The organism is Salinicola sp. NYA28a, assembly GCF_976982775.1.
In genome coordinates this window covers 2,604,241-2,618,381 of the sequence record NZ_OZ334582.1, presented here as the reverse complement: position 1 = coordinate 2,618,381, position 14,141 = coordinate 2,604,241, and the positions used below count along the sequence as shown (strand labels likewise).

The following is a 14,141-nucleotide window of genomic DNA, read 5'->3' as shown; positions in this document are numbered from 1 at the left end:
AGCGAGCGACCGGAGCGGCGGGCGGCGATCACGGCTGCTTGGACGGTCGCCATTGATTCCAAAGAGCTATAAGGAAGCGGGGAAATTTCAGCGTTTTGGCATTACTCAACAGCTATTCGCGCTGAAGAAGCCGATCCTGATAAGCGATGCCACCAGTCAGTACCTTCAGACCGCTCAATCAGCGCCCTCGTGAATAAGGCGGGCTGACGAGTCGCGTGATCAGCGTGGCCCCGGGAGAGCTGTATTACATCACCGAGAATGGCAATGCCTATCTGGTCAGCGAAAATCCCGGCAGTCCATCGAGTATTCAAGGGTCGAGCGTGCTGGGCGAAGCCGGCATACCCTCGGATTTCGATGATGTCGTGGCTGCACTGAACCCCATCGAAGGTAATTATCTGGAAGGTGGCTATACCGATGGTTCGCTCGATACGGGGCTCGGATCCATCAATGGTCTGACAGAGTACACCTCGACTGTCTTCGATGACGGAAACACCAAGATGTCGGGAGCGATCCTGGCATCGCAGTACGGCGGCGGTGATCTGATCGTGATGGGGCGCGATGAGAACGGTGTCATGCAGACTGCAAGCGGCTCAGGAGCGACGAAAGCGGCCGATCGAATCACGCTGGAGCTGACCGGCAGTCCCTTGGGCCTGACTTCGATCGGTGATGATCTATCCGCCTGGGACAATCAGTCGGCATTTCGTGGCTCGGTCTGGGCCTCCGTTTACAGCGGTAGCGGTACCAAGGTCGAGATCCTGCAGCCGAACAATGGTGCCGTGCCGCTGGCAGGCTCGGAAGTCAGTGATTCGACGGATCATGATCTCGACGGCGTGGACAATATCCATGACCCCTTCGAGTACAGCGCCACGAATGGCCTCGAACTCACGCCTGACAAGGCAATCATCCTGGATTTTCAACCGACCGAGGCGCCTTATCCGGGAACGCTCGCGGATACCGGTCTGATGGGCGCGGCGCTGGATGGTTCAACGCCCAACCAGGACGCCAATCCCGATCAGGGCACTTCGGGGCTATTCGATAACGGCGGCAATATCATTCCTGGCGCCAACGCGCCGATCTTCCAGATCAAGAACGTGGTTCCCGGCAGCGTGGTCGGTTCGGAAAACGGGGTTCGCGACGCCATGCATGTGGGTGTCAATCCCAGCGACGATGTGCAACGTCTGGTCGCGACCACGCAGGTACAGAACTGGATACCCACGGCAGGAGGCGTGGCGGAGGGACAGCTGACCGGCATCATGTTCGGTGACGGCACGCAAGCCAACTTCGTGCGCTTCGTATTCGGCGAGGTGAATGGCGAGCCGGGTTTCGAGGTCGGCTACGAAATCGGCGACAGCAACTATCAAACCTTGGCGCAGGTGGCTTTGCCGGCGCTGGCCGCTAGCGGGACCGCCGAGGTCGAACTGCGCCTCGAAATCGACATGGCGAACGATTTCGCCCTCCATGCCGATTATCGTCTCAATGGTCAAGACGAGTTCACCGCTTTGCCGCTAGAAGGCTTCACCCTGCCTGAAGGGGTATTACAGGACATCCTGACCGGCTCGCACACCATCGGCGATGACGATACCCAGCTATCATCGGGAGCGGCTTTCGGTTTCCTTGCCGAAACCAGCGAAGGTGCACCGCTGGCACCGGTCAACTTCAACAACCTGCACATCCACGGATTCGGCAACGAGATCGCGGCCAGCACCGCAGAAGGTGTCGGCACCGCGGGCTCTGGTGGCGTGGATACCATTCTTTATACGGGTACCGATACCCAACTGGCACCGCTCGACGGTAGCGTCGAGAACTTCGATGGCTCCGGCTCCGCGGCAGACTTCCATGCCTCGGGCAATAGCGGCGCCAACGTAATGATCGCCGGGAGTGGAGACAATACGTTTACCGGGGGCGGCGGTGCCGACAGCTTCCAGGGGACGCTGGATAATCTCGACGGCACGGAAATCACCGATTTCTCTGCCGACGATGAAGTCGTGGTCCAGGGTGCTTCGTTCGATGCCAGCGACGTGAGCTATCAAGCCGGATCGGCGATCATCACCATCAATGGCGAGACGGCGATCACCTTCAGCGGCGAGGATTTTGCCGACTTCGATCCCAGCACCGGCGCATCCGTATTCAATTTTACGTCCACCGCCAACGGCACGCGCATTACCACGGCGACTGGGTTGACCCCGGTTGCCGCCATCAGCTCGGGCGGGCCCGATATCAACGGTGTCACCCTGCGTGATCAGCAGATCGATTTCCTGTCCGACATGACCAATGCCGAGATCAGTGGCTGGGTCAGCGGTGTCGCCTCCAAGAATTACGTCAATGCAATCGACGTCGATGGCAGCGTACCCGATGCGCTGCATCAGTCCGAGCGTTCGGCAGTGGATACCGGGGAGTGGGGGTATTCGATTCCAGTCGAGAACGGCGAGTACCTGATCGATATGTACTTCGCCGAGATCTACCACGGGGTGGAAAACGGCAATGGTACCGGCGCGCGCGTTTTTGATATCAGCGTCGAAGACGCACTGGTGGAGGATGACTACGACATCATTGGTGATGTCGGCAGCGCCGCTACCGAAGTGGTCAAGACCTATGCCGTCACCGTCACTGACGGTGTGCTCGACATCGGCTTCGATGCCTCGGTCAACCAGGCCAAGATCAGCGGCCTGGCGGTATGGAAGGTGGGCGGCGCCTATGTACCATCCGAGGATGCGACACCGCCGGAAGTGGTCTCGATAACGCTTGATCAACCGCTCGATAACGACAGCGCCATTCTGGCCACGGTCGTGGTGACCGATAATGCAGGCATCGACGTACAGTCCATCACCGGTGATGAACTGATCTTTACCGGATATACGCCAGGAGACGTCTCGCTGGCAACCGGCAGCGACGCGATTACGCTCAGTAGCGATGGCAAGACGGCCACGATCCAGTATCTGATTTCTCCGCCATCGGACAGCAATGCATGGAGCAGTGGTTCGTTCGAGGTGGGCGTTGCCGCCGGTAGCTACACCGATACCGCGGGACTTGGCGTTGCCGCCTACGAGACCGACGCCTTCATCGTCACGAACCTGGACAGTCTGGTAAAGGGCGCGCTGCAACGTGCCATCAATGTCGGCCCGACTAGCGACTCTATCGATAACAGCCTCGAAGGCGATGACAAGCACACCTACGGCGTAAGCGTTCATTCGGGGACGTAGTAGACGCCCCCAGGCAAGCTGATCACTTCACTTCATGAAGCGGTGTCAGTAATTGCGGCGAGACTTTGTACTGTGTGGTTCCGTCTTCGGCCAGCACGATCACGCTCTTGCGGTTGATCTTGGTAACGATGCCGAACGCCCGTCCCTCCCGGGTGCTGAAGGAGACCTTGAGCCCGACACGCAGCTGGCTCAGCGCCTGCAGGGTTTCCTGTTCCTTGAGTTCATCGATGCGCTGGCAGATGACGTCATTGAGCTCCAGTAACTGATCGAGGGTCATCTCATCAATGCGCATGGCGAACGGCCTCTGGTGATTCGGGCTGTCTGTGCGGATGACGGGGATCGAGCAACGAGCGTAACGGCTTGTCCGCGAAGTGGGTCTTCCACCGTCTTGGCGTCAGTTGCGCGACCTCCCTGGCCGGGTGTTGGCTGATGCGCTGCAGCACATCCACCAGATAGGTGTACGGATTGACGTCATGCAGTTTGCAGGTGGTGATCAGGCTTTGGATGAGCCCGAGGTGTTCGGCGCCGAGTTCCGTCCAGCAAAACATCCAATTTTTCTTGCCCATTGGAATGGGGCGCAGCGCCCGCTCCAGGTGGTTGGTGTCCGGTTGTACGTCTGGATCTTCCAGGAACACGGTCAGGCTCGCTTCACGGCTGAGCATATAATTCAGGGCTTTGGTCAGCGCATCGCTGGGCAACAGCTCGCCACGTTCCAACTGATCGCGGCACCACTGGAAGAAGTCGTCGACGACTGGCTTCGAGTGCGCCAACCGGTACTGGCGCTTCGTCTCGCCAGTGAGCTGTTGAGCACGGATGTTGTCTTCGTTGTGATAGAGCTTGGCGATCTGCTGAAGCGCCTCGCCAGCCTGCTGCGGATGCTCCTTCTGGGCCTCGATGAAGTAACGCCGGCCGTGGACCCAGCACTGGGCATGGGTAACGCCGTCCTGTGCTGCGGCGTAGCGGGCATAGGCGGCGTACCCGTCGCTGATCAGCGTGCCGGTGAACTGCTCGCTCAGCACCTGCTCGATGTGGCCCCGTCCACGGCTGTTGGAGTAGGTGAACACCACCTCATCGTCATCGCCGTACAGCGGCCAGAACCAGCCGGATTTCATTTTGCCTTTTTGCGGGCCAGCCCGGCCCTGATGGCCGGCCTTGATTGGCGTTTCGTCCATGGCCAGCACCCGGCTGCGCAGCACATTATCGGTCTGGGCATCGACGATGGGGCGCAGCAGATCGATGGCGCGTTTGACCAGGTTGCTCAGCGTGCTGCGGCTGACGGTGACCCCAGCCTGCTGAATGCGCTGATGCTGGCGGTACAGCGGCAGATGGAACTGGAACTTGTCCACCAGCAGTCCGGCCAGCAGGCTGACATCGGCCAGGCTGTTGTCGAGCACGTTGGGCGGCGCCGGGGCGGTCACTGGCTTGTCGGTGCCTTTGCGGCGCAATACCGGGCGTTCGCACTGGAGTACCACATAGCTGGCCGCTCGCTGGGCTAGCCGGAAGGTAGTCTTGGTTCCGAGGATTTCATACCGATCGGCGTCCGGCCCAGTCAGCTCCGGCGGCAGCTGCTCGATGACTTCCACCGGCACATCGGCGCTGAAGCGCAGACCGGTATCGTTCAAGCAGTCATCGTCGCGCTGCTTCTTGGCGGTGCCGCGCTGATAGGCGCCGACCGTGCGCTTGTCATCCTCGGGCGCCTTGTCCGGGACGGGCGCCTGCTCCGGCTGGAACAGGCTGTCCTGTCCCGGCAGGTCAAAGACCTGCTTCTCGGACTTGGGGCCGAACAGCTGCTTCTTGAACCAATCCAGCTGGCGCTGCATCCCCTGAACCTGCTCGCGCAGCAGCGCGTTCTCCTCGACCAGGGCCGAGTGAGACGGTGCGGTGGGTTCAGGCGTGCAAGCAGTTGATTTCATGGCCGCTATTATACCGGACCCTGAGTGCTTACGCTGCTGAAAAACGCTTGAAGCGGCGAACTTTTTGCACCTCAATGCCGTCGATCAGCAGCTGCAGATCGGCCAGCGTCAACGCTCGCTGGCCAGACGCTGACGCACGCACCTGGAACTGACCCCGCTCCAGGCGCTTGGCCCACAAGCAATAACCGGTGCGGCTGAAGTACAGCATCTTCATCTGGGTCTTGCGCCGGTTGATGAACACAAAGTACTGGCCACTGAGCGGGTCGCGGTTGAGCTGGTTGCGTACCAGCGCGCTCAGTCCCCGGAAGGACTTACGCATGTCGGTGGGCTCGGTGCACAGCCAAATCCGGGCCTGGCTATCGAGCCCGATCATCCGTTCTGGCTCAGCCGCAGTTCGACGCCATTACCCAGACTCAACACAATAGTCCAACCTGGCCCGCAAGACGGCGAAGCGCCCATCAATGCCGACAGATCCAGAAAATCCGACTGCTCGGTCTCGGTCGAGTCAGAGACCGGGCTTTCGCAAAGCCGCTTGCGCCAGCTGCGAAAGCTGGCATAACCGATGCCTTGTTGCTTACAGAACTGCAGCGCGGACAGGCCGCTGTGGCGCTGCTGATCAATCAGACCCTGCCATTGGTCCGGAGTGCGGCGCTTGCTCATGAGAGTAACCTCGTGTTGATGAGTGTGAGGTTACTTTAGGGTCACGCTCGCTGGGATGGCAGGGCGTCCTGGAATGAACGCTTACCCTACGGCGGTGCGATTACCGACGACCCGATTCTGGGTATCGCTCTCGAAGCGGACAATCCCAATTACTACTCGCCAGGCACCAAGACAGGCAGCAATATCGACGGCAAGGCCGGAACCACCAGTAGCAACAGCGGAGGTATCGATCTCGACGGTTCGGCCTACCATACCTATCGGGACTCTTCCGCCGGTTCGTATACCGCTACCTATGAAGTGCCCAACGGTGTCTATGTCGTCGAGCTGCATTTCGCCGAGCTTTACCAGTCCCAGGCGGGGCAGCGCCAAGGTGACTACACGATCCAGGGCGAGATATTCGCCGAAAACTTCGATGCCTTCACCCAGGCGGGAGGGGCCGATACACCGGTCGTGCTGACCAGGAACGTCGTCGTCACCGACGGCAAGATCGTGGTCGGCGTTCATGCCGACACCGGCCAGCCGGGCTTCAATGCCATTGCCATCTACCAGGCGGTCGAGGGCGATACGCCGATTGCCAATATTCTCTCCATCGCTGCACCGGAATCGAGCGATGGGCAAGTGATCGTCAGTGTTCGATATACCGACGATGACGCCATTGCGCAGGCGCAGATCGATGCCAATGACATAACGGTCTCGTCTTCGGCCGGCGGTGCGCCGGTGTCTCCTTCACTGGTGGCTTACGACGATGCCAGTGGCGTAGCCACCTATACCTTCGATGCACCGAACGGCGGCTGGCAGACCGGGACCCTCACCGCTTCGGTCGCCGCCAATGCGGTGCTCGATGGCGATGACAATGGCAACGGCGCGACAGCCAGCTCGGTCTACGCCAACTACTCGACCGACGGTGCCATTCTCGAACTTGATTTCGAGAATCCCGGATCGCCGCTCGAGGAGGGCGGTTTCGACGGCACGCTAGGGAATATCTCGGATGACTCCGTGGTGACGACCGTCGAAGATGGCGAGCTGGTCGTGTGGACGTCCAACGGCGACATCTCCCAGGCGGCCAACCCCAGTGCCAATGACTTCGTCAAGCACGTGGCATTGGGCAGCGAATCCCTCAACGAGATCAATATCTCGTCACGCTTCGATAACCCCTTCCCCGAGGCGCTCGCAGGGCAGGGGCTGGATACCACGACCGTGCCCAACTATGCCCAGCAAGGCATCGTCTTTGGCTTGGGTAGCCAGAACAGCAACCAACTGATCAAGCTGGTGTTCGGCGGCAACGGTGGCACGGTGGTACAGATATGGTCGAAGGGCAGTATCGACACGCGCATCGGTCTGGAGGACATGTTGAGCGATGCCTCAACAGGACTGGCGGATATCGCCAAGGTCGAGCTCACGCTTTCCATCGACAAGGCCGCGGGCACCGTAACACCAATTGCGACGTTCTTTGATGCTAACGATAGCGTTCTGGGCGGGCTGCGCGCCGAGCCGACCGAGGGTTTCGCAACGGCAGTCGCAGAAACCCTGCCGGCCGCGGTATTGGCCAACCTGACTGACCCCAGCGGGGAAACGGCTGTCGGGGTGACCTCGACCGATTACAACAATCCGGTGGGATCCTTCAAGGCCAGTTGGGAGCACCTCAACGTGACCTCGCCGGACCTGAGCGATCAGCCCGGTTCGCAGATCGCGATTTCCATCGCAGAGGCTCCAACCGTTGTCGAAAATGGTGATGACGGTACGACCGCGCTGAGTTTCGGTCTGGACGCCTCGGGGGGCTTCAGCGGCGAGGTCGAACTGGAGCTGACCGTCGATGATACGGCCGAGACCCGCACGGTGAGCTTCAGCGACGGCCTCGGGACGCTGGCAGTCGAGGTGGCCAACGATGATCAGGATAACGGTCCGGAGGATGTCACTGTCACCCTGACCGGTGTCGATGACACCGCCTTCACCATCGATGCCGGGTCCGCCTCGGCAACCGGTAGCGTTACCGAGGATGATGCTGATATGAATGCTTCAACGGTCAATCTCGAGTTCAATGATGGCGACACGCTCGAAGAGTTGTTCGATGGCGTCACCGATGGTTCGAAAACCGATACCGAAGAAACCGGCACGGCCACGATTACCGATGGTAATCTGATCATCGGGACCACCGACGGCGATGCCGGAGGCGGCAACGATGCCAATGACAACTACTACACCAGCGTGTCTGGAGGAGACGGTTTCAGTGCTTCGCTGAAGTTCGGCAACCCCTTCCCGACACTGCCGGCGCAGTATTCTCAGCTCGGCATGAATGTCAGTCTCAGCCAGAACGAGTATTTGAAGGTCACGTTCGGCAATACCGGCGGCGGCCAGCAGATCGAGTACTCCTACGAGAATGGCGGAGTTCAGACCAAGCAGACCTTCGGCCTGCCCAGCGGTGTCAGCATCGCGCAGATTGCCGACGTGGTCATTGCGCTCGACGCGAGTGTGGCCAACGACGTGGCGACCTTCTCGGGCAGCATGACCTTCCTCGACGCGTCGGGGCAGGCTTTGGGTTCGACCGCGCTACCGGCGCTCGCTCTGCCGGACGGGCCGCTCAATACGGCCATTGTTACCGAGGGGTCAACGTTCGGGGTGGGGGTCACGCAGACCTCTATCGGTAGCGGTCCGAACTTCGATGCCAGCTATGACTATCTGCGCATTCAGCCAAATGATGGGGAAGCACCGGATGATTCTGCTTCGGAAGAGGATATCGATGGAGATGGTATCGCCAATCAGGATGACGGTGATGTAGACGGTGACGGTGTCAGCAACGGGGACGATGTCTTTGCCTACGACGCTGACGACGGTCAGCCTCTCGCCGATGGCGATAACCTGCGACTGGACTTCGATGTCGACGGAACGCCGTATCAGAATGGCTTTACGGGCGTGATGGCCAGCTCGAACCCGGCGTTCGATGAGGAAGATACTGGAGCGGGGGTGGTCGAGAATGGCCAGCTTAGAGTGACGACGACCAGCGGTGATACCGGGAGTGCCAACACGCCGCAGAACGACTATCACCTTGGCATCGTCCGTGAGGGCGGCTTCGTGCTGGAGACGGTGGTCGATAACCCATTCACCACGACGCCAGGCAGCTACTCGCAACTGGGCATTGCCGTCAGCGTCAACAGCGATGACTTCGTGAAGCTGGTCTTCGGCAGCGTGGGGCAGGATATCGAGTTCTCGACACGTGACAGCAATGTCGAAGCCAAACTTGGCGCCGATTTCCCGGGGGGGTATGGTTTTGCGGACTTCGACAAGGCCAAGCTGGTCATGGAGGTCGTCGTCGATAACAGTGGCAATGCGACGGCTAATGCCACGATCACCTTGCTGGATAGCGCTGGAGCGGCGTTACCCAACAATGCCAGTGTCACGATCAACGGGCTTGACCTCACCGGCTCGCTTGAGCAGGCCATCATCAGCCCGACGGCCTCGGTAGGCGTCGGGGTCACCCATACCCACGGTGGCGCAACCCCCTTCACCGCCGCCTATGACTATCTCGAGGTCACGGCAATGGAAGTCGACGACGATACGGACACCCCCCCGGTACCAGCCACGCAGGTCGAGGAGATATTTGACGCATCCAATCTCGACCTCGGCGACGCTTACGGGCAAGGCGATATCGGTTCGGCGCTCGTGACGGTGACGCCAGGCAACAACAATGTTCAGATATCGAACTACGGCAACGACTCGTTCAAGGTCCAGAATACCGGCGACAAGAAGATCGCGGCCGTGTTCTTCGATGTCACCACGGCCCTTTACGGCGATAGCGTCTTCGATCCCGATGGCAAGGGAGGAGACACTACGTTCAAGGAGTGGGCGATCAATAGTGATGGTAACACCGGTGCCATTCAGCCCAGCGGCTATGAGCATTACTTCCTGCCGGGCGCCGATCCCGATCCGTCCAATCCGAACGATAACGGCGGCTTCCGGGGCGCCCTGGTGAAGTTCTCCGCGACGGACGATGGCGGCTTTACCAATGGCGAAGTGGTCGGCTTCAGCGGGGATATGGACCCCAATTCCATTGCCGGCTTCGACAAGGGTGGGGCTGCGGGCGTCGATACCGGTTCGGTTCCGGCATGGGATGTCGGGGGCGTTTCCGGCGCAGAGCTCATCGGTTCCAACGTCTACATCAAGTTCACCGACGGCAGCACGGCCAGTGGCCAACTGATGAGCGATGGTAGTCAGGCGGGCGCGCAGGTTCAGATTACCGAGGCGTCGCCGAACCTGACGGCGGAGCTGTCCGTCAACGGGGTATCATCCGGCGGCCAAGGTACCTATGGCGGAGTGGTACCGTCTGTCATCGTCAGCGGCCCGGCAGGTGAATGGGTCAGGGTGGTGATGACCAAGGGCCATCAGCCGGTAGCCAACGACCAGAACAATATCGTCGATACCGTCGAGGAACGCTTGGCTGACAAGGATTTCCCGGCTAACAACGCGGCGGAGTTCCAGATCGTTGATGTTCAACTCGGGGCAAGCGGCACTGCAGACGTCTCACAAGCATTCACCTACGGTGATTTCCTCAATGGCACGTCCAGCTTTGGTGGGGATGACACCCTCCCGCTTGGCTTTGTAGCATCAGTCATTGACAACCCGAATACCTCCGAAGGATTGGCGCTGGGTCCGGTCTCGCAACCCATCTATATGGTCTCCAATGGCACGCCGGTCGATGGCAGCAATCCGGTCGATACCGAGCCCTTCGTTAATCATTCGATAGATGATCAGACGATTAAGTTCGAAGACGGATTTGTGTTCGAGATTCCTGATGATGTTTTCGTCGATCTTGATGGTGATGAGCTTACGTATGAAGCTCTGAATCTTCCCGATGGCGTCTTGTTCGATGCTCAAACGAAGACTTTCTCAGGCATGCCGACTTCTGGCGAAGGCAGGTACTCGCTGGAAGTTCAGGTAGTCGATGAGGATGGCGCCTCCGCTACAACAGGCTTTGAGTTAGTGGTGTTGCCTGAAGGACAGAGTGAGCCCGGTGATTATTTTGTAGCCGCAATCGAGCAAGCTAGCGATGACGTCGAGCAGGGCTTTAGTGTTTCTAGCCCTGATCTCGAAATAGGATCCTACGTTATCGGCCTGCAATTTACTGTACCCGATAATATCAATCTGGATAACGGGGATACTATAGGCAGCGCGGTTATCAACTGGGTGTCTGATAGGTCGCACTCGGCGAACACGACCCTGACTTTCTCTGTAGAACCTGAATCCGTGAGACCGGCCCCCAGGAATGCTTCTAACCTACTGAACTGCATGGCAATATAGCGAATATCGCCATTCACCCAGACAGTGCCATGCCCAACGTCAAATTCCGCGCCAGTCGCCGCACCCTCACCAGCCACGCCGGGCTGTCCATCATCGGGCAATGCTTCGAGATCGCTGGCGTCGACAGCATCGACAGCCGCTTCCCCACCACGCTGGGCATGCGCACCAGTGACGTGATCAAGAGCTACCTGGGCCTGCTGTGTCTGGGCATGAGCGACTATGACGCTGTCGAGAACTTCCGCCGCGACAAGCCCTTCCAACAACTGCTGACCCTGCAGAAGGTGCCGAGCGCGGCGACGCTGCGACAGCGGCTGGAGAAACTTGCCGCCAACGACCTGCAGGCGCGCACCGCCACCTGGTCCACGACCCTGCTGTCACTGATCGAAGCACCGATCACCGCCGAGACGACGCACGTCTGCCTGGACATCGACACCTTCGTCATGGACAACAGCAACTCGAAGAAGGAAGGCGTCTCGCGGACCTACCAGAAGGTCGATGGCTACACCCCGATCGCCGCCTATCTGGGCAACGAAGGGTGGTGCCTGGGTCTGGAACTGCGGCCTGGCAAGCAGCACACCATGAAGGAGAGCAACGCCTTCCTGGAGCGGGTACTGCCTCGCGCCCAAGGCCTGACCAAGCAACCGATCCTGTTACGCGAGGACAGCGGCTTCGACAGCCAGGCGCACCTGGCGCTTCTCGAACAGCAGCGCCAGGTCTTTGCCGACGAGGGGCGCCGGCTCGACTATGTCGTCAAATGGAACCCGCGCGGCTCGGCCACGGCGGATCAGGATACCTGGTTGGCTGTGGCGGCGGACTACTGGGAAGAGCTGCGTCCTGGCAAGCGCCAGGCGCTGTGGACGCAGACCGTCTCGATCCACGACGACAACAAGACCGAATACGTCGTCCAACGCGTGATGCGCCTGGTAGAGCGCACCGCCGATCGCGATGGCCAGTTGCTGCTCGAACCGGACTATGAGTTGGAAGGCTGGTGGACCAGCCTGGACGAGGCGCCGGAGGCGGTGATCAAACGCTACCAGGCGCATGCCACCCACGAGCAATTCCACAGTGAGATCAAGACCGATCTCGACCTGGAGCGGCTGCCGTCGGGCAAGTTCGCCACCAACGATCTGATCCTGCACCTCGCCCAGCTGGCCTACAACATCCTGCGGCTGATGGGGCAGCTGGGCATGACCGGCGAGCTGAGCCCGGTGCGCCATCCCGCCAAGCGGCGCCGGATCCGCACCGTGCTACAAGAGCTGGTGCATCGTGCGGCGCTCGTGGTTCAAAAGGCGCGGCAGATCATCCTCGACTTCGGGCAGGACATCGGACGCATGACGGTGTTGAACACCCTGCGAAGCCGCCTGCGCTATCCCCGAGGCACGCCATGCTGATCGTCTGTCGGACAAAGGCACCACGCAGAGAGCTGACGGTCATCGGCAGCCAGTATCAGCGTGTCCAGCGGGTAGAAATGCCTGTCAAAATGGGCTGCTCTCGTCGGTCAGCGTCGCCATGGTTGGTCCTCCCCGGTATGCGTTCAGCGGTTGAGACGGAATCGGCGGTCAGAAAATGCTCGCTGGCGGTGATAGGGGAAGTGTCGGCGCTGGCTTCACGGAATCAGGTAGAAGATACGCTCAACGGTGATGGGTTCGGCTCGGTTACTGACCGAAACTATCTCGCAGAAGAGGAAGTGTGGCAGGCTTCAGGAACCTGGCAGGACGGTGAAAACATCACTGCGGGTATCGACTTGGCGAATCAACTTAACTCTCTTGTTGCTCAGAATGGGCTTAGCGCAGGAGATGTAATCACGGTCAAGGTAGAAGGTGCTGGGGGTACTCGATACATCGAGGCGGCCGGTGGAGATCGCACTGCCCCAACGCTTGCCATTACTATGGCGGATTACGCAAGTATTAACCAGTCGAGTAATGATGCAGCCTACATGCTAGGGAATGGCGAACTTAATGAAACGATGTCTGTAAATAGTGATGTTGATGATATGAGTGCTATGTCAATCAGCGATGAAGTTGGTCTGCTTGGCATCAACGAGAGTGCTATGGGAGGAGAAGTTTTATAAGACAGCAGGTGTCGGGCCCCGGGTAATGTAGGTGCCTACCCAGAAGAGGCCCTGATAACCATTACCATAGCCTGATAACATCTTTTGCACATGGAGCCTCAGGGGTTGGAAGGCCGAGCAGTTTCGATAAACGACGCGCTTTCCCCTGTTGCTTTCATGGATGGCCCGGGAGTGGCGCGTTCTTGATAGGCGGCACGTTCTGGATAGGTGGCATGTTCTTGAGAGAAAGTCGAATCTCGGTGCATGGCTGAATATCGGGAGGTAGCGAGTGAAGATTGGAGCCCCTAAGGGGCCGGCGTTGCCGGGTTGGCTGCCATGCGGCGGGTCAATCCGCTTGATGTCCTGCGTACCCATCTGGCGCAGCAGGTAATCGAGGCGCCGTCGCCCAGCGCGCCTCCCGTTTGTCTCCTGTTCATCCCGATCGATGCCTGATCGGATATGTCCCGATGACGGAATGCCGGCTCCTGCAGCCGGCTTTTTTTGGAGGCTGGTCGACGTTTCAGTACTAAGCTCTGTCTGAAAAATCGACGAGCGATGGCCAGACAAGGCAAAAATCGGCGAAAAAGCGGAGTTTACAGGGAAGTAAATGAGCCTTTGAGCCGATTTTTAACGCAGTATGGGCGAGCGCAGGCATTTTTCAGACAAAGCGTAACCGCGGCGCCGCGCCAATTCGTCGTGCAAGGCGCGGGATGCAGAAAAGCGGGCTTCCTTGTCGAATCCAGTAGCAATAAGTCATTCATTATATGTTTGATAACGGAAACCGTAGGTCCGGCTTTTAATATTTAAAACAAGAGTTTAGTGCTGTTTTTAAACATAACGCTTTGGTTATGCCTGCCATAAAATATTGATCGGGTTGGTTTTTCTCCTAAACGCTTGATTCGCCTGATGGATCTCCGGAAAACTGTGGGCACCTACCGCAGTGTCCTGCGATAAACGATGACGACTTTCCTGCCATGGCTTTCCGTAAATGGTCAAGGCGTGGTGCGTCATTGATATACGACTATC

Annotated in this window: 8 protein-coding genes; 4 read left to right on the top strand and 4 right to left on the bottom strand. The window is 59.1% G+C overall.

The annotated features are described in order from the left end of the window. The first annotated feature begins 215 nt into the window (after positions 1-215). Positions 216-3,200 carry a malectin domain-containing carbohydrate-binding protein gene (locus ACWHY3_RS11720; protein WP_448126619.1) on the top strand — a complete coding sequence of 995 codons (2,985 nt, stop codon included), beginning with the start codon at positions 216-218 and terminating at the stop codon, positions 3,198-3,200. A gap of 22 nt (positions 3,201-3,222) precedes the next feature. On the opposite strand, the gene ACWHY3_RS11715 is transcribed toward ACWHY3_RS11720, so the two are convergent. The 4 genes from ACWHY3_RS11715 to tnpA are packed head-to-tail and all read right to left on the bottom strand — an operon-like array spanning position 3,223 to position 5,773. Continuing rightward, complete coding sequence (locus ACWHY3_RS11715) at positions 3,223-3,492, bottom strand: hypothetical protein (protein ID WP_087721073.1); 270 nt, start codon at positions 3,490-3,492, stop codon at positions 3,223-3,225. Continuing rightward, complete coding sequence (gene tnpC / locus ACWHY3_RS11710; protein ID WP_179208974.1) at positions 3,482-5,113, bottom strand: IS66 family transposase; 1,632 nt, start codon at positions 5,111-5,113, stop codon at positions 3,482-3,484. The genes ACWHY3_RS11715 and tnpC overlap by 11 nt, the downstream gene beginning before the upstream one ends. 28 nt (positions 5,114-5,141) lie before the next feature. Next, positions 5,142-5,486: an IS66 family insertion sequence element accessory protein TnpB gene (gene tnpB / locus ACWHY3_RS11705; protein WP_087721071.1), complete on the bottom strand. Its 345-nt coding sequence runs from the start codon at positions 5,484-5,486 to the stop codon at positions 5,142-5,144. After that, a complete protein-coding gene (gene tnpA / locus ACWHY3_RS11700) occupies positions 5,483-5,773 on the bottom strand; it encodes an IS66 family insertion sequence element accessory protein TnpA (RefSeq protein ID WP_087721070.1) in 291 nt (96 codons plus the stop codon). Before tnpA ends, tnpB begins: the two co-directional genes overlap by 4 nt. A gap of 99 nt (positions 5,774-5,872) precedes the next feature. On the opposite strand from tnpA, the gene ACWHY3_RS11695 reads away from it, so the two are divergent. From ACWHY3_RS11695 to ACWHY3_RS11685, 3 genes are read left to right on the top strand one after another with little or no spacing between them, the layout of a single operon-like run. Further along, on the top strand, positions 5,873-11,065 hold the full coding sequence (locus ACWHY3_RS11695; protein WP_448128160.1) for a malectin domain-containing carbohydrate-binding protein: 5,193 nt from the start codon (positions 5,873-5,875) through the stop codon (positions 11,063-11,065). Positions 11,066-11,094: 29 nt separating this feature from the next. After that, entirely contained in the window at positions 11,095-12,456 is a 1,362-nt protein-coding gene (locus tag ACWHY3_RS11690) for an IS1380 family transposase (protein ID WP_432414714.1), read from the top strand. Continuing rightward, on the top strand, positions 12,450-13,136 hold the full coding sequence (locus ACWHY3_RS11685) for a hypothetical protein (RefSeq protein ID WP_448126618.1): 687 nt from the start codon (positions 12,450-12,452) through the stop codon (positions 13,134-13,136). Before ACWHY3_RS11690 ends, ACWHY3_RS11685 begins: the two co-directional genes overlap by 7 nt. The last annotated feature ends 1,005 nt before the right edge of the window (positions 13,137-14,141 follow it).

Excerpts from the sequence above, each read along its gene's own strand:
- tnpC (WP_179208974.1), bottom strand. The coding sequence starts at position 5,113 with ATGAAATCAACTGCTTGCACGCCTGAACCCACCGCACCGTCTCACTCG.
- ACWHY3_RS11715 (WP_087721073.1), bottom strand. The coding sequence starts at position 3,492 with ATGCGCATTGATGAGATGACCCTCGATCAGTTACTGGAGCTCAATGAC.
- tnpA (WP_087721070.1), bottom strand. The coding sequence starts at position 5,773 with ATGAGCAAGCGCCGCACTCCGGACCAATGGCAGGGTCTGATTGATCAG.
- ACWHY3_RS11690 (WP_432414714.1), top strand. The coding sequence starts at position 11,095 with ATGCCCAACGTCAAATTCCGCGCCAGTCGCCGCACCCTCACCAGCCAC.
- tnpB (WP_087721071.1), bottom strand. The coding sequence starts at position 5,486 with ATGATCGGGCTCGATAGCCAGGCCCGGATTTGGCTGTGCACCGAGCCC.
- ACWHY3_RS11685 (WP_448126618.1), top strand. The coding sequence starts at position 12,450 with ATGCTGATCGTCTGTCGGACAAAGGCACCACGCAGAGAGCTGACGGTC.